This window comes from Acidobacteriota bacterium (assembly GCA_034211275.1).
Taxonomy (GTDB): Bacteria; Acidobacteriota; Thermoanaerobaculia; order Multivoradales; family JAHZIX01; genus JAGQSE01.
The window spans coordinates 1-22,418 of sequence record JAXHTF010000111.1; the positions used below are offsets into that span (position 1 = coordinate 1).

Genomic DNA, 22,418 nt, shown 5'->3' on the forward strand with positions numbered 1-22,418 from the left:
CTCCAGCCCAAAATTCGACTCCACCAACGCTCAGGCCCTCCCCAGCGGTCCCGCCGAGCCAGCGGTCCTGAGGAGGGAGCGGGATCCGAGGATGACGCGGTCTGCCGCGGCACCCGCAGGAACCGACTCCCGACGGTCCACCGCCGCCGGTCCTTGTTCCCCAGCGAGCTCCTCAGTGGGGACCCACTGGTTGATCGCGCTTGTTGATCGCCGGTTGCCGCCCCCGCGCCGGTAGCGTGCAGGACTTACAAGGCCCACCGCAGCCTTTGCAGCTAGAGCTTGGAAAGCAGCGTTCCCTCGCCGGCTCCTGAAGGCTCCTCAATCTCTCCAAGCCCGTGCCCCGCGGGCTCTTTCCTCGCCCTCCCCCCAGGTTCGCCCTGCGCTGGCACACCCCTTGCGAAATAGATCGGTGTCTCGGCGAATGACCCGCTTCGTACCGAGCCGAGGCGCCGACCCAATAGCCGCTTTGAAGGAGGAATAGATGGAACCGATGACCGCGCTCCGCGAGGAGACCGTTGAGAAACTTCAGGACCTGATCGAGGTCAACAACGACAGCTGTGAAGGATTCAAGACGGCTTCCGATCAGGTCAACGAAGACGCTCTCGCCAACCTCTTCGCCCAGCTAGCCCAGGACCGCGCGGGCTTCTCCGCCGAGCTGCAGAACTACGTCCGCCTCAACGATGAAACCCCGGACGACGACGCCAGCGCCCGCGGCACGGCTCACCGTCTATGGCTCAAGGTGCGGGCAGCCATCAACGGTGGCGATGCCAAGGTCATCCTCATCGAGCTGGAACGCATGGAAGACAAGATCAAACATACCTACGAGGAGGTGCTGGAAGAAACCGGCGGTGCCCTCCACGATGCGCTCCAGCGCCAGTATACGCAGGTGAAAGCGGGGCACGACCGCGTCCGCGATCTGCGCGATTCCTACCTCGACCGATAACGTTCCTCATGCCCACCGGATCCCAATCTTCTGAAGCCCGATCTGCTGAAGATCGTCAGGACCGGCGCGGAGAGCCGGACTCTCAAGCCACGCCGCTCTGCTTCGACAGCGCCCGACGCTCCCCCCGGAACCTCCCGGCGACCGCTGCGCGAGCTACCGACCGGTCAGTGGCTCAAGCCTCCCCCGCCGCGTCCGAATCGATCCTCACTCCGGAGGAGGAAGAAGGTCCTACCGGCTCCCCCAAGACTCTGATTGTCGACCTACTCTTCGACCTTTTCTAAACAACCTTCCGAAAGGAACACACTATGCTGCAATGGGCCCTCATTTTCCTCGTCGTCGCCATCATCGCCGCCATCTTCGGTTTCGGTGGCATCGCCGCCGGTGCCGCGGGTATCGCCAAGATTCTCTTCTACATCTTCGTGGTGCTCTTCGTCCTCGGCCTGCTGATGCACGTCTTCCGGCGAGCCTGATCCGGCACCAACACGACTGAGTTCCCCCCCCAACGCTTCGAGCTCCCGAGCGGCGAGGATTTCCTCGGCGCGGCGGGAGCTCGAAGTGTATTCAGAGACTGTGTCCCTAGGAGCTTGCTGACCGTCAAACGTGGCGGCGCCGGCGCAGCAGGAAGGTGGCTCCCCCGGCGAGCAGCAAAGCCAGCAGCGCCAGGCCGTAGCCGCTGGCCGTCGGGATGGTGGCGATGCCGCCCAGCTCCGGGCACTCGGCCAGGAAGAACTCCGTATCCAACGCCGGGTTGCCCCCGGTAAGATCCGTTTCACCCCAGAAGACGACCCGCTGACCGTCAGCGCTGAGCACCGGGAAATAGCTCCGGCCCACCGAAACGATCGGTTCAACAACACCCGTATCGATCGCCCCCACGAAGACCGACAGTCCCGTGGAGGGATTCCCAGTGCCCGACGCGTATGCAATCCGCCGGCCGTCTCGGCTCAGACTCGGATAGTCGGCGTCAAAGGCTGCCGAATCAGAGATCTGCAGAAATGTGTCGGCGGCAGCATCGTAGACGAACACTTCGAGGGTCCCGTCGGGATTCCGCCCCGGTACCAGATCCTCGGTGGAGGAAAAAGCGATCCGGTCTCCTGAACCGTCGATGGCCGCCAGGCTCAAGCCACCGCCAAACACCGAGCTCGCGATCAATTCGGCATCGAGGGTCTCGACCTCGACCCGCCAAAGATCGCCGATCTGGCTGGTGATGAACTCAACCACCGCCAGGTATGCGCCATCGTCGCTCATCCTTATCTCGCGGACGCGGCCGGGAACCTCGGTCACCTGAGCATACTGGCCTGTATCCCTGTCGAACACGAAGGCCTTTACCTCGCCACCCGGATTCTGCCCGGTCACGAGATCGGCCGTCGAAGTGAAAGCGATCTTCCGACCATCCGCGCTGAGCCGCGGCTGAAAGTTGGAGCTCGGAGCCACGGTATCCGTCAGCTGGCTCAGGGTGCGAGTAGCGATCTCGAAGAGGAAGATCTCTCGGTTGCGATCGGGATTGCCCCCGACCAGATCCTCTATCGAAGTAAACGCCAAGTGGCTGTCATCCGGCGACATGGAAAGCGCATCGGGACCCGGGAACACAAAGTCCGGTCCATCGAGATACTCGCCCAGCTGAGCGTCGTAGAGAAAAGTATCAAAACCATCTGGATCGAAGGGGCTGTTGCGGGCCTCCATGACAGCCCGTTGGTTACCGATGGTCAACTTGGTAACGCCGAGGAGATCGCCGTCCGAGGCATCCGTCAGCTGAGTGTAAGTACAACCCGGAACTCCTTGTGCGAGTCCCGACGTTGCCGCGAGCCCGACCAGCAACAGGCTGGCCAAGATGAAAGTTCGTTGTCTCAGCCGGTTGCCCGAGCCGGGTCGAAGTTGGTGCTTCATGCTCCCTCTCCCATGATGATCGATTATGTCACCAGAGCATAACACAAACTTCAACTCTTCACCATGGCACGCTAACAACCAGCCTACTTCGGGACGAGGCTGCTCCGCCGATCTCGCAGAGCAGCCTCGTGATCCGGCCTTCTCTATTCTGGAGACCAGGTCGGCAGCCGCCCCGGGGTCCAGGGAGCGCCGGCGGCTTCCAGGTCGTCCTCCAGGGCCACCAGGTCTTCCTCCATCAGCGTGCGCAGTCCCGCCAGGTTGTCCCCGAAGGCCGCCGCGGCGGCTTCGTAGGAGTCCATCTGGGTTTGGGTCGGCGCGGAAGTGGAGGTCCAATGACCGGAGACGATGCGCGCCACCCGCTCGGTGATGGACGGCGAGACCGCCTCATTGCGCTGCGCCACGGTGCGATCACCGCGCAGGTCGATGAGGAGGTCGTCCAGCCGTACCGCCAGCGCTTCCTGACGATCCAGCAGCGCCAGCTCCGCCTCCGGCGTGGCCAAGATCGCCGCCCGTAGGTGGTCCAGGCGAGACTGCGCCTCTTCCGCCGCCTGGCGCGCCCCCAGCACCGCCCGCTGCAGCCGGGCGGTCTTGCGCTGGAAGGAGAAGAGGGCGTCCTGGTCGTCCGCCGGCAGCGTCGCCACTCCCACCGGCACCGCCTCGAAGGAGACCGGTCCCGCCAGGGCTACCAGCTCACCGCCCTGGCGCTTCGCCAGCTCGACGGTGTAGGTCCCCGGCACCACCATCGGCCCGATGGGATCTTCGATCCAGAAGGGCCGTTCCCCGGGATTCAGGTCCACCGGCTCGGCGCTGGGGAAGCGCAGATCCCAGGCCACCCGCTGGAAGCCCTTGCCGCCGCCGCCGGTGAGGGTGCGAACGACGTTCCCCTCCTCGTCCTTGATGGTCAGCAGCACCACCGGATCCGCCTCCCGGTCCTCCGCCCGCAGATCGTCCCAGGTGGGATAGGAAACGCTCTCCCCCGCTTCCTCCATTTCCTTCTCCTGCTCCTGGCGCTGCTCCTCCAACGTCTTCAGGCCGTCCTTCAGATAGTAGGTGAGAAGAGCCCCGAAGGACGGGTTGTCGGCGGTGTAGAAGTTGTCCCCCAGGAAGGCCTTGCCGTCCAGGGACAGCGGCGCGGAGGGCATGTACATCCAGGTGCGGCGGGGAGCGAAGATCAAAGCGTCCTGCTCCAGGGACGCTTCCTCGAGACCCCGCAGCGCCGAGTAATCGTCGAGGATGTAGATACCGCGGCCGAAGGTGCCCACCACCAGGTCCTGCTCCCGGGTCTGGATCTCCAGATCGCGCACGGCGATGGTGGGGATGCCGCCCTTGAGCTGGGTCCACTGCTGTCCGCCGTCGAGGCTGAAGAAGACGCCGAATTCGGTGCCGGCGAAGAGCAGCGAGGGATCCTGGGGATCCTCCGCCACCGCCCACATGGAGCCCCGTTCCGGCAGATCGCCGGAGATCAAGCTCCAGGTGGCGCCGCGGTCCGTGCTCTTGGCCAGATAGGGGCGGAAGTCGCCGTCCTTGTGGCGGTTGAGGGCGGCGTAGACCGTGTCGTCGTCGTGCTGGGAGGCCACCAGGTCCGCCACGTAGGGGCCCACCGGATCCGCCGCCGGCACGCCGCCGAAGCTCTCCACCCGGCGCCATTCCTCCGCGCCCGGTTCCAGCACCTGCACCAAGCCGTCGTCGGTACCGGCGTAGAGCAGCCCCTCCACCCGCGGCGATTCGGCGAGGGCGACGATATTGCCGAAGACCGAGGTGGAGCGATTCTTCGCCACCGCGTCGACGCTCCACACCTTGCCCATCACCGGCAGCTCGTTGCGATCCAGCTGACGGGTGAGGTCGCCGCTCACCGGCTGCCAGCTATTGCCCCGATCGTCGGTGCGATAGACCCGCTGGGAGGCGAAGTACAGGCGCTTCGGCGAATGGGGGCTGAGGAGCAGCGCCGAATCCCAATTCCACCGCGGCGGATCGTCCCCCGGCGCCGGCTGGGGCTGGATATCGATGATCTCCCCGGTCCGGCGGTCGAAGCGCGCCAGATTGCCGTACTGCCATTGGGAGTAGACGATGTCCGGATTGTCGGGATCGACGGCGGGCTCGAAGCCGTCGCCACCGAGGGTGACGAACCACTCGCGGTTGGTGACGCCGTTGGTGGTGCGGGTGCGGGACGGGCCGCCCAGGGTGTTGTTGTCCTGGGTGCCGCCATAGACGTTGTAGAAGGGAAGATCGTTGTCCACGGCGATCTTGTAGAACTGAGTGATGGGCAGATTGGCGAAGAAGCTCCAGGTTTTGCCCCGGTCGAAGCTCTCGTACAGTCCACCGTCACAGCCGGAGAGCAGGTAGTCGGTGTTCTGCGGGTCGATCCACAGGGCGTGATCGTCGACGTGCTTGGAGCTCTGCCCCGCCTGCCGGAAGCTGGCGCCGCCGTCGTCGGTGACCATCATGAAGGTGTCCATGGAATACACCCGATCGACGTTCACCGGATCCGGGATCAATTCGTTGTAATACTGCGGGCTGTTGCTGACGTAGCCGCTGCGCTTCTCCCAATTGGAGCCGGCGTCCGTCGAGCGGTAGAAGCCCTGGCCCTCCCCGGAGGCTTCGATGATGGCGTAGAGGACGTCCGGATCCGCCGGCGCCATGGCCAGGCCGATGCGCCCCATATCCTCCTGGGGCAGGCCGCGGGTGAGCTCGGTCCAGGTCTTGCCGCCGTCGGTGCTCTTGTGGATGCCGGAGCCGGGACCGCCGTTGATCAGCGTCCACACCCGCCGCCGCCGCTGGTAGGTGGCGGCGTAGAGGACGTCCGGATCCCTGGGATCCATCCACAGATCGCTGGCGCCGGTGTGCTCGTCGACGTGCAGGATGCGCTCCCAGGTCTCGCCACCGTCGGTGGTCTTGTACAGCCCGCGATCACCACCGGCCCGCCACAGCGGCCCCTGGGCGGCGACGTAGACGACGTCCGAATCCCGCGGATCCACCACGATCCGGCCGATGTGCTCGGATTCCTTCAGCCCCATATTTTCCCAGGTCTTGCCGCCATCCACGGATTTGTAGACGCCGTCGCCATAGGAAACGCTGCGCTGGCTGTTGTTCTCACCGGTGCCCACCCACACCGTCAGCGAGTTGTTGGGGTCGAGGGTGACGACGCCGATGGAATAGGACGCCTGGTCGTCGAAGATGGGGGTGAAGGTGGTGCCGCCGTTCTCCGTGTAGAAGAGCCCGCCGGAAGCCACCGCGACGTAGAAACGATGCCGGTTCTCCGGATCGACGGCCAGATCCGACACGCGGCCGGAGGTCAGCGCCGGCCCGATGCCGCGGAGCGCCAGACCGCTGAAGGTGCCCGCCGAAAGGGGCCCCTCCTGCTCTGCCTGGGCCTCGTCCTGCGCCTTCTTCTTGGCCTTCTGATCTCCCTTGGCGGCGAACGCGTCCACCGTGGGCAGCCACGCCACCCATAGGCCCAAACACAACAAGAGCACAAAGCGCTTCATATCGACATCCTCCAGACGGTGTTGAGAGATTCGGCTCGGGAGCCCGCAGTACCTGTGATTGTGCCATAGAGGCAAGCTAAAACCCCATTTCCGACCGTGGTGAGTCCAACTCGAGGAGCGCCAGGGGACTGGCGATGCGGCGGCGGCGGACCCAGCGGGTGTGGGCGCGCAACGCCGCCTCGCTGCGCAAACCCAACAAACGCCGCACCAACTGGCTGTCGAAACCCGCTTCCAGCAGGTGTACCGCGGCGGAACGGCGCAGGATGCGGCTGCTGGCCCGGCCGCTGAGGCCGCTGTCCCGGGCCGCCTGGTGCAGGGCCCGCTGCACGCTGCGTACGTTCCGGTGCCCCCGGGCGCCCCGACGGGCGGGAAAGAGAAAGGCTTCCTCGGGCCGTCCCTGCCTCTGCCGGGATCCAGGCTTGGTTCCGGCTCCGAAGTTGGAGCCCTTGCCCTTCCAAGCATGGCCCGAACGGGCCCGCCGCCGCTGTTGCACCAGCACCGGATGCCAAGACCGCGGCAGGGGGATGCGCCGGCCACCGCTCCCCGCCCGCACCCAGCGGCCCCGGGGGTCGACGTGCTCCACCCGCAGCTCCAAAGCCTCGTGCAGCCGCAGGCCCCCGTAGACCAGGGCCGCCACCAGCCGGCTGGGCAGAGGCAGCTCGGCCAACAGACGAGCCACCTCCCCGGCGGTGAGCACCCCCTGCGGCGTCTCCCGGGGGCAGCCGGACCGGGAGCGCACCGGGGGCCGCGGTGGCCTTCGCCGACGCCGGCGTCCGCGCTGCGGTGGCCGGCCGGAGCTCCGGGTCGGGGAGCCGGTGGATACCGCTCGGCGCACCGGTGCCGGGATCTCCCCCGCCAGCCCCCTCCCTCCGGCCACGGCCAACACCGTCCCCAAGGCGAAGCGCAGGGCGCACCGCGCCTGCACCCAGGTGCTCAGGGCCAGGTCCCGGCCGGCCACCCAGGCGTCCAAGAACTCCTCCGCCGAGACCACCGTCCACGGTCCCTGCTCCCCTGCCACCCGGCCCCACCGCCGCACCCAGGCGGCGTAGGCCGCCACCGTCGACTCGCTCCGCTGCCGCCGACGCAGCTCCTCCACCACCCGCTCTACCAGTTCTTCCACGTGCATTCCGCGACCTCCTTTGGGTTCCTGGTCCTGTTCGGCCCCGATCCGGCATAGACCGGGCCGCTCATGAAGGTAGGAGGCGAAAAGGCGCCGTCATCGCTCACCGAATTTGAATCTCCCCGTAGACTTTCCCTTTTTGGGCCCCGGCCTTTCGATAGGTACCGAGGGCCCATCCAAGGAATGACCGCTCGTCCGTCGGGGTTTTCCCAAGTACAGCCCCACGTTCACCCCATGCCGAATCGAGACTCCCAGCCGATGCCACCCGCTTCCGACCCCAGCGCCCGGCCCACCCCCGGCCAGACCAACGGCCAGACCAACGGCCAGACCCCCGACCAGACCAACGACGACCAGAGCAACGCCACCCGGGAGTTCCGTTTCGGCTCCTGGACTGCCCGCCCCAGCCTCAACCGCCTCCTCGGCGAGGCCGGCGAGACGGTCTCCCTGGAGCCCCGATTGATGCGAGTCCTGGTCTCCCTGGCGCGAGCCGAGGGACGGCCGGTGTCGCGGGAGTCACTCCTCCAGGCGGTCTGGGGAGACGTGATGGTCACCGAGGATTCGCTGACCCTGGCGGTCTCGGAGCTGCGCAAGCTGCTGGGGGACGACCCCCGAAGGCCGTCCTACATCGAAACCATCCGCAAGGTCGGCTACCGCCTCCTGCCTCCGGTTCACTGGCTGGAGCCAGCGCCCCACCACCCGGAGACCGACCCCCTGGGCACCGTGCCCGCCGGCACCCTCGAGCTGAGCCCGGACCCACCGCCGGCTCCCTCCCCCGAGCCGGCGAGCTCCTCACCACCCCCAGGCCGACGCCTCGGAGCCCTTCCACCGGCTCCCCTGCAGCGTCGGCTGCAGATTCTTCTGCTGGCGCTGATCTTCGTGACCGCCCTGGGCGTGCTGTGGTGGAAGCTCTCCGGCGCCCCTGACCCGGGTCACGACGACGGCCCTCGAACTGCGGCGCCAGCGGAGAACCTTCCCCCATCCCCGGCCACCACCGTGCTCACCACCTACCCGGGGCTAGAGCTCGGCCCCGCCCTCTCCCCCGACGGCCGGCAGCTGGCCTTCGTGCGGCTGGCGGCATTGGGCGAGCACTACCGCATCTTTCTGAAAAATCTAAATACCGAAACCCCCATGGAGCTGGGGGGCGACATGCTCTACCAGGGAATGCCCAACTGGTCCCAAGACGGCTCCCGCCTGGCCTTCGTGGGCTGCACTTCGGAAGGTTGCGCCATCTACCTGCAGCCCCTGCCGGGCCAGGATCCGCGCCGCCTCTTCGAGCTCCAGGCGCTGATGCCGGGGTCGCTCTCCTGGTCCCCCGATGGCTCCTTCCTCGCCTTCGCGGACCGCCGGGGCCCCAGCGGCGCCGCCCGCATTCACCGGCTGTCCCTCCCCGCCTTGGAAGTAAAGCCCCTCACCCGATTCGCCGAGGAAAGCGTCGAGGACTTCTACCCCTCCCTCTCCCCCGACGGCCGCCGGCTGGCGTTCGCCCGGGGACTGTGGCGGGTCGATGCGGCCCGCGGGCTGCCCGGTCTGGTGGGTCAGGTCTTCGTCCTGGAGCTGGATTCGGGACGGCTGCGGCGGCTCACCGAGAAGCCCCAGGAGATCTTCGGCCTCGACTGGCAGCCCGGCGGTGACTCGCTGGTCTACGCGGCGCTGGACGAAAGCCTCGGCTCGGCCCTGCTGGAGCTTCCCCTGGACGGGAGCCCGCAGCGGCAGCTCTTCCACAGCGACTTCCTCATCCGCCATCCCCAGGTTCATCGCCCCACCGGCCGGATTCTCTTCGAGCATTGGAATGGGGATCAGAATGTCTGGCGCTTCGAGATCGACCCGTCGGTGGAGCGGCAGCGTTCCCTGGCCCCGGAAGACGGCGAGCGCTATCTCTACTCCACCCGCTTCGACGCCGGCGCCCGCTTCAGCCCCGACGGTAGCCGCATCGCCTTCATCTCCTCGCGCACCGGCAGCCACGAGGTCTGGATCCGAGACAAGGCGTCCGAGGCCCTCTATCAGCTGACGGACTTCCCCGACCGCAGCCCCCAGCCACCGCGCTGGTCCCCCGACGGCCGGCGCCTCGCCTTCACCGTGCACCCCGGGGAAGACTCTCATCTGTACATCGCCGACGCCCAGGCCCTCACCGTGCCCCAGCGGCCAACGGTCACCTGGCCCGGCAATCTGCGGCTTTCCAGCTGGTCCCGGGACGGACGCTCCCTCTACACGGCCAGCGACCGCTCCGGTAGCTGGCAACTGTGGAAGATCGACGCCACCACCGGCCACGGCCAGCAGCTCACCACCGCCGGCGGTACCACCGCCGCCGAGGCTCCCCATCCGAAAGGTAGTACCGCTGGCCTCTACCTCTACTTCACTCGCCCGAAGCAGCCGGGCTTGTGGCGGCGGCCGCTGGACCAGTTCCCGGAAACCCCCGACAGCGAGCCGGCGGAGCTCTTCGCCGAGGATCTCAACACCTTCGACGACCGCAATTGGGGCCTGAAGGACACCGATCTCTTCTACTGCTACCGCACCGCCGAGGGAGCCTGGCTACGGCTCCGGGATCTCGACTCCGGCGCCCAGCGCACCCTCACCCAGCTCCCCTGGATCCCCTCCGCCTCCCACGCCATGGATCTCTCCCCGAACGGCCGGGAGCTGCTCCTGGGCCAGGTAGAAGACCTCAGTGCCGACGTATTGGCGCTGGAGCCGCCGGATTAGCAGCCCCAGCCCCTCGCGGCGTCGGATATCCTCGGAGCACCGATCATGAACCAACGCCGACCTGCTCCGAGCCAGCGCTTCCCCGGCCTCCGCCGGCCGGTCCCGTTGCGCCGCCTGGCCCTCGTCGCAGGGCCGCTGGCGGCGCTCGCTACCTATTGGCTGCTGCCGGAGAGCTATCTCGGCGCTGGCGGCGAGAGCGTGGCGCTGGCCCACGGTGCCCGCGCCACCGCCGGCATCGCGGTGTGGATGGCGCTGTGGTGGATGACCGAAGCCCTACCGGTCTACGCCACCGCCCTCCTGCCCCTGGCGCTGCTGCCCCTCACCGGCGCCGCCACCATGGCGGAAGCGGCGTCCCCCTACGGCCATCCGCTGATCTACCTCTTCCTCGGAGGCTTCATCCTCGCCCTGGCCATGGAGCGTTGGGGGCTGCACCGGCGCATCGCCTTCTCAGTGCTGAAGATGTCCGGAGAGAAACCGCGCAACGTCGTGGGTGGCTTCATGGCGGTGACCGCCGGCCTCAGCATGTGGGTCTCCAACACCGCCACCGCGGTGATGATGTTGCCCATCGCCCTGAGCGTGGTGGATCTGCTGGAGGACCGCTGCGCGCCGGATGAGCGCCCTTCCGGTACCGACCAAGGCCTCGAAGAGACGAAGCCCCAACCGAGCCCCCTCGCCCTCTGCCTGCTCCTGGGCATCGCCTACTCCGCCTCCATCGGCGGCCTCGGCACCCTGGTGGGCACGCCCCCCAACCTCTTCCTCGCCTCCTACGCCGAAAGCCAGCTGGGCATCGCCCTCGGCTTCGGCCGCTGGATGCTGGTGGGAGTGCCCTTGGTCCTGGTCTTCCTGCCGCTGGCGTGGCTGCTGCTGACCCGGGTGCTCTACGCCCTGCCGGAGCGCCCGCTCCGCGGCGGCCTGGAGCTGGCGCGGCAAGGCCTGGCGGAGCTCGGAGGCTGGAGCGGCGGCGAAAAACGCACCGCGGCGGTCTTCGCCCTCACCGCCGGAGCCTGGATCTTCCGGCCCCTGCTAGCGCAGCTCGAGGTGGCGGGGATGCAGCCCCTGGCGGGGCTCACGGACCCGGGCATCGCCATCCTCGCCGCCCTCGCCCTCTTCATGCTCCCCGCCGGCCGGGACGCCGCCCGCGGGCAGCGGGTGATGGACTGGCCGACAGCGGTCAAGCTCCCCTGGGGTTTGTTGGTGCTCTTCGGCGGCGGCCTGAGCCTGGCAGCGGCGCTCCAGGCCAACGGCGTCGCCACTTACTTGGGCAGCCAGGTGGGAGCCCTCGCCGGCCTGCCGGCGATCCTCCCCATCCTGGCGGTGACGGCGCTGATGATCTTCCTCACGGAGATCACCAGCAACACCGCCAGCACCGCCGCCCTGGTCCCCGTCCTCGCCGCCCTCGCCGGCGGCCTGGGCCTCGACCCGCTGATGCTCGCCCTCCCCGCCGCCGTCGCCGCCAGCTGCGCCTTCATGCTCCCCGTCGCCACCCCACCCAACGCCATCGTCTTCGGCTCCGACCGCGTCCCCATGGCCGCCATGATCCGCGCCGGCCTCTGGCTCAACCTCGCCGGCGTGGTGCTCATCACCCTGTGGGCGTACTTCCTGGCGTTTCGGGTGCTGGGAATCGGCGTGGGCTAAGGAGCTCGCAAGCAGCTAACTGCGGTGAATGTGATAGCCGATCAACGCAAACCCGATCCCCGTGACCACCGGCGGCAGGCCTTGGATCTTCCATCCGAGGAAGACCATGATCACTGCGAGGACGAACAGGATGTAGGCGACGATCTTGTTGCTCATGAGATATCTCCGATGTTGGAAAGGGTTGGTCTAACGCTCCGGTCCCGGAAGCCTGAGCTTTGGGATTCTCGAATAGCGGCTCGCCGGGGCCGTTCAGTTACCGGTTCTCACAGCCCAAGTCACCCCCAGCCGCCCCCGGCCGAAGGAAAACAAGAGGTAGTCCGCGGCCGCCTCGGCAAGGTCGTCCCAATCCTGCACGTGGCCCTCCGCGTCGTCGAACCAGCCGACCCGATATCCGCCTCCCACCTCCCTCAGGAAGGTCGAGGGCATGGATCGTTCGCCATGGCTCTGGCGCAGAATTCGCTCCGCCACATCCGAGTAGGAACGAAAGTAGGTCACGATCTCCCCTGGCTCGAGCTTGACTGTCGTCGAGAACTCCTCCAAACCTGCTGTTTGAGCACCGCAGCCGGCGGGAGCTTGCAACACGGTGTAGACCCTTTCTGACTCATCGCCCTCCGACACGGAAAGATCTCCCCGCTCTCGAGCCTCCTCCTTCAGCAGTCTCTCTTCGAGGATCAGCCTCGCCATCATGGGAACGCGATTCCTTCCTACCAGCCCCAGGAGCTCTGGAGTCGGCTCCGGAAACTGGTGCGCTCGAAGGGCTTTCCGCGTTTGAAAGAAGCCCACGATGGTCGCGGGGATCCCCCACGGAAACCCCCACCAGCCGAAGAGCAGCGTCTTGATCCGAGCCTTGGTCGCTGCCCTGACGATGCAATCCGGGCAGCCAAGAACGACCTCCTTCTCGGACCGCGTCCAGAAGATGAAGCTCTGAACGGTCGTCACCTTGAACGCGTTGAGCGGGCTCTCCTGGGACTCACAGATCGGGCAGTCCTCGCTTCGAAATCGTTCGACCAGCTGCTCGTACTCTGCCTCCGTCGGGATCCGGTCCTGGGCTTCGAGGAAGTCGTCGAGCATTTCTCCTCCCCCGCGGCGACGAATCTCTTCGTGCACCAGCTCCAACGCTTCCGGCCGCAGTGTTTCGACAGCACCAAAGGCCAGCGAAAAAAGCTCTCCATCGGGAAGCTGCTCGTACCGCTGCCTCAGATCCTCCACCGATACCTTGATCATGGCAACCTACCTCCGTGGTCTCTGGAGCTTGCTGAAGAGCGTCCGTCGCAAGCGAGAGCGAGAATTTTTCGAGCAGAATCGAGGCGGAGAACCGCAGACGATTCGGGAATCGTCGAGGTTCGACAACGAAGATTCGGCCGAAAAGAGCCGCTCGTAGCGCGGCGGGGGCTTTTCAGCAAGCTCCCAGCTCTACGGCTGACGCAGCAAAGAGGAGCACCCATAGCGCTCAAAGCCGCTTGCAGATCCGAAGTAGCCCTCGGCCCGGCAGCTCGAAGCCGCGGCCCCGCTCCCGATACCAACTCCCGCTTCAGGCCTCCCTCGGCCGGACGAACAGGTGAACCGCGGAGCCTCCGCCTCCTCCCCGCCGCTCGTCCACCTCCAGATACGCTTGATCCCGCACCAGCTCTCCCAACTTCTTATAGCCGAAATTCCGTGAGTCGAAGGAAGGGTCATTCTGATTGATCCAACTTCCAACTCCGCTGAGGCCCGCCCAACCATCCTCTTGCGCAGCGGATGTGACCGCCAGCAAGAGCAGCTCGCGGAGCTTCGAGCTCGCCTTCTTCGGCGGTGGGCTCTTCTTCGAAGGCTGGCTGAGGATCTCCGTGAAAATGAACTTGTCGCAAGCTGCCACGAAAGGTTTCGGAGTCTTCTTTTCGCCGAACCCGTACACGGCCAGCCCGGCTTCCCGGATCCGGGTCGCCAGGCGGGTGAAGTCGCTGTCCGAGGAAACCAGACAAAAGCCATCGACCCGGCCCCCGTGGAGCAGATCCATGGCGTCGATGATCAGCGCCGAATCCGTCGCATTCTTGCCCTGTGTATAGCGGAACTGTTGAATCGGTTGCACCGCGTGGACGTGCAGCACCGTCTTCCACTGCGCCAGGTGCGAGGTCGTCCAATCTCCGTAGGCGCGCTTGACCGTCGCCGTCCCGTAACGGGCTACCTCACCGAGGATTTCCGCTATTCGTGCCGCTTGGGCGTTGTCCGCGTCAATGAGCACGGCGAGGTGGGAGGTTTCGGGGGTGGACATGGAGAAAGATCTTTGGCGACTCGCAATTCAATACTACCTTAGAAAGGCAAACAATTTGCAACCTGATGATAGATCATCGGCCAGCCGCCCTTCCGCGGTCTCCAGATCGATCAACTCCTGAGGATCAGGACCTGGCAGGAGAACTGGTTCCCTTCGATCAGACCGAGCCTCCCGTGCCTGAGACCAGCTCCGCGTAGAGCCAGGCTCGGGCCCGGCGCCATTGGCGTTGCACGGTGATGCGGGAGATGCCGAGGCTGTCGGCGATTTCTACTTGGGTCAGGCCGCCAAAGAACCGCGCGGTGACGATCTCCTCCTTCTGCGGATCCTCGCGGCCCAGCTTCTCGAGCGCCCGATGCAGCGTGAGCAGAGCTTCCGGGCTGTCCACCACGGCATCTCCATCCTCCGACAGGGAGAAGGGTCTGACGCCGCCGCCCCGCTTGTCCCGGCACCGGCTGCGGGCATGGTCCACCAGCACCTGACGCATCACCCGCGCCGCCAGGCCGAGAAAGTGAGTGCGGTTCTCATAGCCCGAGGGCGGGTGCAGGGCGAGGCGCAGGTAGGCTTCGTGGAGAACTGCGGTGGCCTGCAGGGTCAGGGCCTCCGACTCCCGGGCAAAGAAGCCGTCGGCGATCTTGTGCAGCTCATCGTAGAGAGCGTGAAAGATCTCGTCCGCGACACCGGTCTCCCCTTGACTCCAGCGCTGCAACAGGCTGGTGATGGCGGGGCCTTCAGGGGGATTTGGGTCCATGGTGCATCCTTTCGGCCAGCAGCCCGTGCTGCGGCTCAGTCTCCCTCCCGGCGGTGGCCGTCGGTCAGGGTATCCAGGAGAATCCGGGCTTGCTGCGTTTCGAAGGCCAGGGGACCTTGCAGAGCCTCCAATCGCCGCAGTCGCTTCTCCATGGAGAGTACGGAGGAGTCAGCCGGACCGGTGAGGCCTCGGTGGGCGAGCTCGAGAATCTCCGCCCAGAGCAGCCGGGGATCCTGCTCGTGCAGCTCCCGCCGGAGCGTGTCGACCGCTCCATCGATGAGCGGCTCGGCAGCCCCGAGCTCGCCTCGGGAGAGCAGGACGTGAGCGAGGGCCAGATCATCGAGGGCGGCCCGGGAGGCGGAGACTCCGCTGCGGCGATAGGCTTCGCGAATTCTCCGGAAGGACCGCTCCGCCGCCGACCACTGGCCCCGGTCGAGGAGCAGGCGGGTCAGGTGCCGGTCGACGATCAGAACCCCGGCGTCCTCCTCGCCATAGAGAGAGACCTTGAGATCGCGGACCTGTCTCAGGATCCGCTCGGCCTCCCGGCCCTCCCCCTGTTGCCGGAGGGCCTCGGCGACCTCGATGAGCGCCACCGCAGCCCGCCAATGCTCCGGGCCGAGGTGGCGCTGAGCGATGTCCACAGCGTTCCGAAACTGCTCCTCTCCGTCCTTCGGTTTTCCCTGACCGAGGGCGATCCTGCCGAGCAGGGTCTGGGCGGCCACCTGCGGCTCCCACTGCTCCGGGTGCTCCTCTTGCCACGTGCTCAGGGCCTTCCGAGCCTCGGCCTTCGCTTCGCCGAAAGCGCCAACTCTCGCCAGAATTTGGGCGAGATTCTGGCGGACGATGAGGGTGCGGCGGTGCTCCGGTCCGGCGATCCGTACTTGAGCTTCTAGAAGCTCCCGCAGATCTCGGATCGCAGACTCGAAGGCACCGCGGTCACCCCGGGTCAGCGCCAGCTCGTTCAGCGAGCTCAGAGTTCTGGCGTGGTCCTCCCCCAGGGCGCGGCGCCGGATGGCGAGGGCTTGCCCGAATTCTTCTTCCGCGGCGAGCAGCGAGCCCTCGGCCCGCAGGAGCGTCGCCAGGTGATGGCGGACTTCCGCGACCTTGAGGTGGTCGGCTCCGTAGTGCCGGAGCCAAGTCCGGCGGGCCGACTCCAGCAGAGTCTTGGCTTCGCCCAGGCGAGCCTGCTGAAAGAGGAGGCGGCCGAGCTCCATCTCGGTGGCGGCCAGGGCGACATCGCCTTCCGGCAGCAGCCGGCGGCGGATGTCGAGAGCCTGGCGCAGATGCTCGATGGCGAGGTCCGTTTCTTGGACCTGCGCCAGGAAACGGCCCGAGTCGTGGAAGGACTCGGCGGTGAGAAGGTGTTCCTCACCGTGCAGGCGGCGCCGGATTTCGAGCGCCCGCTGGGCCGCCTCGGCGGCTTTCCTCCAATCCTCCAGACTTCCATAAGCGCGGCCGATGGCCACCAGCCGGGTGGCAGCGAGAGAGGTGTCCCCGTCTTCAGCGACCTCGGGCTGTCGGGCGAGCACCTCCCGAGCCGTGGACCGATGGGGAAAGTCCCCGAGGGAGTCCGGCTCCTGGAGAAGCTCCGCCAAGAGCTCGAGGGTCGTCGTCGCCTTGACGCGCTCCTCCTCGGCGAAGTCCCGCTCCCGGCGAATGCGCTGGTTCTGGAAGGTCAGGGTCACCAGGAAGGCCAGGGTCAGGGCGGCGATGACCAGCGCCGCCGCCGTCCCCCACCCATGGCGCCGACAGAACCTTCGAGCGCGACTGGACCAGGGCTCCGGACGCGCCAGGATCGGTCGATCCGCGAGGGCTCGCCTCAGATCCTCCGCCAACGCCGTCACGGATTCGTACCGCTCCTCCGGTCGCTTCTTCAGGCAGAAGAGGAGGATGGTGTCGAGATCTCCGGCGAGCCTTTGGGGGAGGGAGCCCCTCGAGGCCTCATCGTCTTCGGAGGGTCGTGCCTCGCTGGGCTTGATGGGCGGCCGGTCGACAATGGCCTGTTCCAGGTCCGGAAGATGGTCGGCTTTGCGGCGGTAAGGGCTGCAGCCGGTGAGGAGGAAGTAGAGCAGGACCCCGAGGGAATAGACGTCGGAACCGGTGGTGATGTCGTCGCCCAAGACCTGCTCCGGACTGGCGAAGCGGAGGCTCATGGGGCGATGCTCCGTGCGGGTCACGCTCCCCTCCGACTCCTCTTCCCCCTCGCCCCCCTGCAGAAGCTTGGCGATGCCGAAGTCCAGCAGGATGGGGCGGCCATCGTCGGTGACCAGAACGTTGCTCGGCTTGATATCCCGATGCACCACCAAATTGCGATGCGCATAGGCCACCGCATCACAGACCTCGAGGAAGAGCTGAATGCATTGCGTCGCGGAGAGCTGCTCCTCCCGGCAGTAGACGTCGATGGGCCTCCCCTCGATGCGCTCCATGACCAGGTAGGGGGAACCGCCGTCCGGAGTGCCGCCGTCATAGAGACGGGCGATGCCGGGATGCTCCAACCGGGAGAGGGCCGAGCGCTCGCGCAGAAAGCGAGCCCGCATGGCGGGGGAATCGAGCCCCGCACGGATCACCTTGAGGGCCACCCGGCGCTGGAACCCCGCCTCCTTCCTCTCGGCGAGGTAGACCTCCCCCATCCCTCCCCGGCCGAGCTCCCGGAGGATGCGGTAGGACCCGATGTGGCGGGGCTCACCGCGGCCCTCCATCCGCCGCGGGGCGCCATCGCTCTCGGGGGGCGTCACGCTCAAACGGGCCACGGGGGTCTTCAGGAAGGCCTCCCCTTGACCGTCTGCGACCAGCAGTTCTTCGAGTCGTCGGGCCAACTCCGGGCGGCTGCGGCCGACTTCCCGCAGGAACTCCTGCCGCTGACCAGGCGACAGGTCGGCAGCCTGGTCGAAGAGGCGGTCCATCTCGCGGCTCACACCGGATCCCTTCCGCCGCCCTCGAACCTCCGCAAGCTCACGACGATGTTGGACATTCTCAGCGACCTTCGGCTCACTTCGACTCTCTTCTGCTCACTTTGTATTTCCCGTGCTTCTGTCCCTGGTAACAGATTCCTCCGCAGAAACTTCCCGCTGGCCGCTTCCGGCTCCCATCCAGGGCTCTTGCCAAAAAAATTTGCACCGAGGTGATGCTTCTCGATCCCTGCCGGCGCAGGTCTCAGTAAGGACAACCCGGCCTGGGAGCTCCCAGGGCCTCCCGAGCGGCAGCATCGAGCCTCCGCCGGCGGCCCTGGCAGCGACCGGTCAAGACTCTGGAGTCTGCGATGATCTGGAATCGAACACTTTCACGAAAGAAAACCTTGCACAGGACGAGGGGAAGGCTCTCCTGGTCTCTTCTCGGTGCTCTCCTCTTATTGGCCGCCCCCGGTGTCAGGGGCGACGTTCAACATCCCACCCAGGAACGAGGCTTCAGCCCGGAGCGCGCCTACCAGCAGGAGGACCTGGATTCGATCAATCTGTTCAACGGAAACCTCACCGTCACGATCCCCATCGGCCAGGCCTATCAGGGAAATGGATCCCTCTCCTACTCCCTGAACCTGGTCTACAACTCCAACGTCTGGGATTGGAGCTACGTCAAGAAGATCGGGGACGTCAATCGCTACCCGGGGGCACTGGCGAGCGCCGATTCCAACGCCGGCCTGGGATGGCGGCTGAGCCTGGGCGAGCTCCTGCCTCCTTTGACCGGCCGCAACGAGGGGGATCTGACCGCCTATCGGAATGAGACCCAGCATTGGTCGTATCTCGATGCCAGCGGCAGCGATCATCTCTTCTATTCCACGCCCCCCAACGGCGGAGGGAGTCAGGCGGGGGTCTGGTATACCCGCGACAGCACCTATCTGCGGCTGCGCCAGGTCGGCAGCTGGATGGAGCTCGACTTTCCCAACGGCCACGTGCATCGCTTCTGGAGCGATGGCCGGCTGCACTCCATCCGGGACCCCTGGGGAAATACCCTGAACATCCTCCGAGGCACCAACCTGTGGACTCTCGACGACGGCATTCGTCAGCACAAAGTCCACTTTCAAAACTTCAACTACGACGGGCGGCAGGTGCCCATGGTGACCCGAGTCCAGGTGGCGCAGTTCGGCGGCGGCTTCGCCGACTACGACTTCTCCTACGCCAATGCCCAGGTGGAGCGCCCCGTCGGTCACGACCCTCGGACCAGGGACTGGCCCTGCATCTGGGACAACTCCCGATCCTGCGCCCCGGTGCCTCTGCTCACCGCGATCTCCCGGCCGGACGGCACGGAATATCGGATGAATTGGGCGGACTACCATACTCGGCGGGAGACCGTGACCCTGCCCTACGACCAGGACCAGAGCGGCCAGCTGGACACCTACTACATCGCTTCGCCGGGAGTGATCCACCGCATGAGGCTGCCCACCCGCGGCTATCTGGAGTGGGACTATCGGGGCTATCGCTTCCCCAACGGTTGGGAGTTCGATCCGCAAGATCGCCAACGACCGGATTTCTGGAGCGAATCCCAGGGAGTCGCGGCGCGCCGCCTGCTCAACTACAACCAGGACAGCATGGGCGGTGAATGGTGGTACCAGCCGGAATATCGCTTCACCCAGGAGGTCATCGGTGGCGTCACCCGGGAGGTGCCGCAAGAGATCCTGACGACGGTGATCGATCCCCATGGAACCGCCACCGACAACTACTTCAATGCCCAATTCGAGACCTGGTCCTATGGCCTACCGTTTACCGATCATCAGCCTACTCATTCCAGCCACAACCGGCTCCGCTATCTCTCCCAAGTGATCCGGCCCGCGCCGGGGGTTCGAGGGAATGTGCGGAAAGTCCATCTGGAGTACGAGCACGATTCCTGCCTCGGACGGCTGGATCAGGGTCAGTACGATTGCCAGCGGCGCGTCAAGAGCGAGCGAATGGATTTCGGAGCCGGCTTCTTCCGGCTCACCAATCGGGCGACCTTCGACGGCTTTGGAAATTATGACTGGTCCGTCAAGATCTCCAACTACCGAGACAGCGGCGACGAGCGCCACGAGACCTATCGGGATCATCGCAAGGTGCTCCCGAACTCTGGCCAAGCCTGGATCCTGGGAACCTACAGCCGCTCCTCCGAGCGGGAAAACTACTACAACGGGAGCCCCGGCACCTATTTCAAGTTCGAAACCGAGCATTGCTTCGATCTGGCCACCGGCGCCGAGCTCCGGACGCGGCGCAAGAAGAGCGCAGGGCTCTTCAACAACCGGGACGTGGTTCAGGTCTCGACCTACAACAGCCAGGGAAATGTGGTGGGAGAGCATTGGTACGGTGGCGACACCCAGAGCGTCAGCCTATCCTCCAACCTCTGCTCCATGGCCCTGCCGAGCAGCGCCGTCCACGGCAGGACCCACACCTACCAGAACGGCACCCTCGCCTCGACGAAGATCGACGGTCTGAACTACTTCCCGTACCGGGGCACCGTGGATGCGAGCACCGGCCTGCTGCAGGAGAGCCAGCAAGCCAACGGCTTCTCCACCGCCTTCAACTACGACGCCCTGGGCAGAATTCAGCTGGTGACTCCGCAAGAGGGATCGAAGACGGAGTACTACTACGAAAACGCCTCCGGGAACCAGCTCGCTGCCCTGGCGAAGGTCTACGTCTATCAGCGGGCCGGCGGCTCCAGCAATGTGATCCTCAACCGCCAGGAATACCATTACGATTCCATCGGCAGGCTGTGGCAGGAGCGCCGTCAGGTGCCCAACGCCGGCTGGATCCGCAAACAGACCCACTATCTGAACGCTCTCGGCTGGAAGTCCGCAGAATCGACCTGGTTCTCCTCGAGCGAGTACCCGGCCGGTTGGACTCGGTACCACGAGTATGACGCCTACGGCCGGGCCTGGGCGATCCAGGCTCCGGATGCCCAGACCTCTTCGGATTTCCATATGACCCGCTTCACCTATGGCGGCGAGCGCTACGCCCAGAGGCGGTCCTACGTGGCGGACTACCTCAAGGCGGATGACACCGTCGGGGAAACCAAATACTTCTACGAAACCTTCCGCGATGGCCAAGGCCGGATCTGGAAGATTAAAGAGCCCGCTGGAGGTTTGACGGCGACCTACGACTACGATGCCGCCGGCAATCTCACCCACGCCCGGCTGGACTCCGCCTCCGGGGTGGTGCAGCACCGCTACTGGACCTACGACGGCCGCGGTTTCATGACCCGGGAGATCCACCCGGAGAACGGCACCTATCACTTCGAGTCCATCGACGCCCGGGGCAAGGCCCTGCGCAAACGGCACGACTCCGGTCTGCGGGATCTGGCCTTCGAATACGACGCCGCGGAGCGGATGACCGGAGTGCGGGACCGCAAGCTCTCCGGCTGGCCCTACCTCAAGAGCTTCGAGTACGCGGGATCCGGCGACGCCGGCACCTGGGGTTTCGGCAAACTCTGGAAGGCGACCCGCACGAATATCCGCCGCATCCCCTGGGCTCCGTCCATCACCACCGAGCTGGATGTGAGGGAAACCTACACCTACAACGGCGTGGGAGGACGGATCTCCCGGCGGGTCACGGATCTCAACAACTCCGACCGCGTCTTCGATCAATCCTGGACCTACGATGATCTGGGGAATGTCAAGACCCAGGGCTATCCCCGGTGCACGGACGCCCCGTGCAACACTCAGCCGGGGCCGGCGCGGAACCTCACCCGGGACTACGTCTACGGCCAGCTAACGGCAGTGCGGGAAGGGAGCACCACCCTCGGCAGTCTGACCTACCACGACAACGGTAGTCTGGCCTCTGTCCTCCACGCCAACCAAATCCGGGATGAGATCGATCAAGATCCCTGGAATCGCTCTCTCCCCCGCAACTTCCGCACGGTCTTTCAGGACGGATCGAGCGTCGAGCTGGGAGTCCATCACTACGATGGCTCCGGCAACCTCAAGGAGCGCCGCAAGACCATCGCCGGCTGCACGGCGGGGGCGGTTTGTCAGGACTATTACCTCTACGACGCCATGAACCGGCTGCGGCACTTCCACGACGGCAGCGGCGCCTTGGAGGCCTACGGCTATGACGCCTTCGGCAACATGACCTGGGTGGATTGGACCGATACCGGCCTTTCTCCCCTGCGCCGGAACCTGCCGGTGATCAGCTCCTCCAATCGCTCCGGAATGGGTTCCTACGACGCCGTAGGCAACCTGACGTCTCGCCTCATGGGCAGCGGTTCGGAGATCTACGAGTTCGATGCCCTGGACATGATCGCCTCCCGGAACTTCCCCGAGGAGACCTTCGTCTACACCGCCGACGACGAGAGGATTCAGATCCTCCGCTGGCAAGCGGGACAGCCGACGGATGAGGAGTACACCCTGCGGGATCTGGACGGCAAGGTGCTCACCATTTACGACCTGGAGGTGGATTCCGCGGAGCATTGGAGCTGGCGCAAAGACTTCGTCTACCGCGGCTCGGCGCTCCTCATGTCCATGGCCGACCAGCCGTGGCCGACCCATCGCCAGCATTTCAGCCTGGATCATCTCGGCTCCCCCCGTCTGATCACCGCCCACAACGGCACTCCTCTGGAGGATCACCACTACATGGGCTTCGGCCGAGAGCTCGGCGCCTTCGCCGGCAACGAGAACCTGGAGCAGCGCTTCACCGGCCACCGCCGGGACCACAACGCCCCCGGCGAAGCGGACGATCTCGACTACATGCACGCCCGCT

Annotated in this window: 13 protein-coding genes; 5 read left to right on the forward strand and 8 right to left on the reverse strand. The window is 65.9% G+C overall.

Going from position 1 to position 22,418, the window contains the following annotated elements:
* Positions 1-481: 481 nt before the first annotated feature.
* Together SX243_16280 and SX243_16285 are read left to right on the forward strand one after the other, a co-directional pair.
* Positions 482-943 carry a PA2169 family four-helix-bundle protein gene (locus tag SX243_16280; GenBank protein ID MDY7094529.1) on the forward strand — a complete coding sequence of 154 codons (462 nt, stop codon included), beginning with the start codon at positions 482-484 and terminating at the stop codon, positions 941-943.
* 305 nt (positions 944-1,248) lie between these two features.
* Positions 1,249-1,413 (forward strand): DUF1328 family protein, encoded by a 165-nt coding sequence (locus tag SX243_16285; protein MDY7094530.1) that lies wholly within the window; start codon positions 1,249-1,251, stop codon positions 1,411-1,413.
* A gap of 124 nt (positions 1,414-1,537) precedes the next feature.
* Here the strand turns inward: SX243_16285 and SX243_16290 are convergent, their stop codons facing one another.
* The 3 genes from SX243_16290 to SX243_16300 form a co-directional block, all read right to left on the reverse strand.
* Positions 1,538-2,827 carry a hypothetical protein gene (locus tag SX243_16290; protein MDY7094531.1) on the reverse strand — a complete coding sequence of 430 codons (1,290 nt, stop codon included), beginning with the start codon at positions 2,825-2,827 and terminating at the stop codon, positions 1,538-1,540.
* A gap of 143 nt (positions 2,828-2,970) precedes the next feature.
* Complete coding sequence (locus tag SX243_16295) at positions 2,971-6,312, reverse strand: glycosyl hydrolase (GenBank protein ID MDY7094532.1); 3,342 nt, start codon at positions 6,310-6,312, stop codon at positions 2,971-2,973.
* Positions 6,313-6,388: 76 nt separating this feature from the next.
* The gene (locus tag SX243_16300) at positions 6,389-7,438 is read right to left on the reverse strand and encodes a tyrosine-type recombinase/integrase (protein ID MDY7094533.1); all 1,050 of its coding nucleotides are present in this window, start codon (positions 7,436-7,438) and stop codon (positions 6,389-6,391) included.
* 252 nt (positions 7,439-7,690) lie between these two features.
* On the opposite strand from SX243_16300, the gene SX243_16305 reads away from it, so the two are divergent.
* Positions 7,691-10,129, forward strand: coding sequence for a winged helix-turn-helix domain-containing protein (locus SX243_16305; protein ID MDY7094534.1), 2,439 nt, complete (start codon positions 7,691-7,693; stop codon positions 10,127-10,129).
* A gap of 45 nt (positions 10,130-10,174) precedes the next feature.
* Positions 10,175-11,764 carry a DASS family sodium-coupled anion symporter gene (locus tag SX243_16310; GenBank protein ID MDY7094535.1) on the forward strand — a complete coding sequence of 530 codons (1,590 nt, stop codon included), beginning with the start codon at positions 10,175-10,177 and terminating at the stop codon, positions 11,762-11,764.
* 15 nt (positions 11,765-11,779) lie between these two features.
* Here SX243_16310 and SX243_16315 read toward each other — a convergent pair whose 3' ends face one another.
* From SX243_16315 to SX243_16335, 5 genes are all read right to left on the reverse strand, one after another.
* Positions 11,780-11,920 carry a hypothetical protein gene (locus tag SX243_16315; GenBank protein ID MDY7094536.1) on the reverse strand — a complete coding sequence of 47 codons (141 nt, stop codon included), beginning with the start codon at positions 11,918-11,920 and terminating at the stop codon, positions 11,780-11,782.
* Positions 11,921-12,013: 93 nt separating this feature from the next.
* Positions 12,014-12,835, reverse strand: a complete 822-nt coding sequence (locus SX243_16320; GenBank protein MDY7094537.1) for a hypothetical protein — start codon at positions 12,833-12,835, stop codon at positions 12,014-12,016.
* Between the two features lie 460 nt (positions 12,836-13,295).
* A complete protein-coding gene (locus tag SX243_16325; protein MDY7094538.1) occupies positions 13,296-14,015 on the reverse strand; it encodes an NYN domain-containing protein in 720 nt (239 codons plus the stop codon).
* A gap of 157 nt (positions 14,016-14,172) precedes the next feature.
* Entirely contained in the window at positions 14,173-14,763 is a 591-nt protein-coding gene (locus tag SX243_16330) for a sigma-70 family RNA polymerase sigma factor (GenBank protein ID MDY7094539.1), read from the reverse strand.
* Positions 14,764-14,798: 35 nt separating this feature from the next.
* Positions 14,799-17,678 (reverse strand): serine/threonine-protein kinase, encoded by a 2,880-nt coding sequence (locus SX243_16335; GenBank protein ID MDY7094540.1) that lies wholly within the window; start codon positions 17,676-17,678, stop codon positions 14,799-14,801.
* Between the two features lie 434 nt (positions 17,679-18,112).
* Between SX243_16335 and SX243_16340 the strand changes: the two genes are divergently transcribed.
* Positions 18,113-22,418, forward strand: a 4,306-nt coding sequence (locus SX243_16340; protein MDY7094541.1) for a hypothetical protein, incomplete at its 3' end; no start/stop codon positions are given.

Excerpts from the sequence above, each read along its gene's own strand:
- SX243_16280 (MDY7094529.1), top strand. The coding sequence starts at position 482 with ATGGAACCGATGACCGCGCTCCGCGAGGAGACCGTTGAGAAACTTCAG.
- SX243_16285 (MDY7094530.1), top strand. The coding sequence starts at position 1,249 with ATGCTGCAATGGGCCCTCATTTTCCTCGTCGTCGCCATCATCGCCGCC.
- SX243_16290 (MDY7094531.1), bottom strand. The coding sequence starts at position 2,827 with ATGAAGCACCAACTTCGACCCGGCTCGGGCAACCGGCTGAGACAACGA.
- SX243_16295 (MDY7094532.1), bottom strand. The coding sequence starts at position 6,312 with ATGAAGCGCTTTGTGCTCTTGTTGTGTTTGGGCCTATGGGTGGCGTGG.
- SX243_16300 (MDY7094533.1), bottom strand. The coding sequence starts at position 7,438 with ATGCACGTGGAAGAACTGGTAGAGCGGGTGGTGGAGGAGCTGCGTCGG.
- SX243_16305 (MDY7094534.1), top strand. The coding sequence starts at position 7,691 with ATGCCACCCGCTTCCGACCCCAGCGCCCGGCCCACCCCCGGCCAGACC.
- SX243_16310 (MDY7094535.1), top strand. The coding sequence starts at position 10,175 with ATGAACCAACGCCGACCTGCTCCGAGCCAGCGCTTCCCCGGCCTCCGC.
- SX243_16315 (MDY7094536.1), bottom strand. The coding sequence starts at position 11,920 with ATGAGCAACAAGATCGTCGCCTACATCCTGTTCGTCCTCGCAGTGATC.
- SX243_16320 (MDY7094537.1), bottom strand. The coding sequence starts at position 12,835 with ATGCTCGACGACTTCCTCGAAGCCCAGGACCGGATCCCGACGGAGGCA.
- SX243_16325 (MDY7094538.1), bottom strand. The coding sequence starts at position 14,015 with ATGTCCACCCCCGAAACCTCCCACCTCGCCGTGCTCATTGACGCGGAC.
- SX243_16330 (MDY7094539.1), bottom strand. The coding sequence starts at position 14,763 with ATGGACCCAAATCCCCCTGAAGGCCCCGCCATCACCAGCCTGTTGCAG.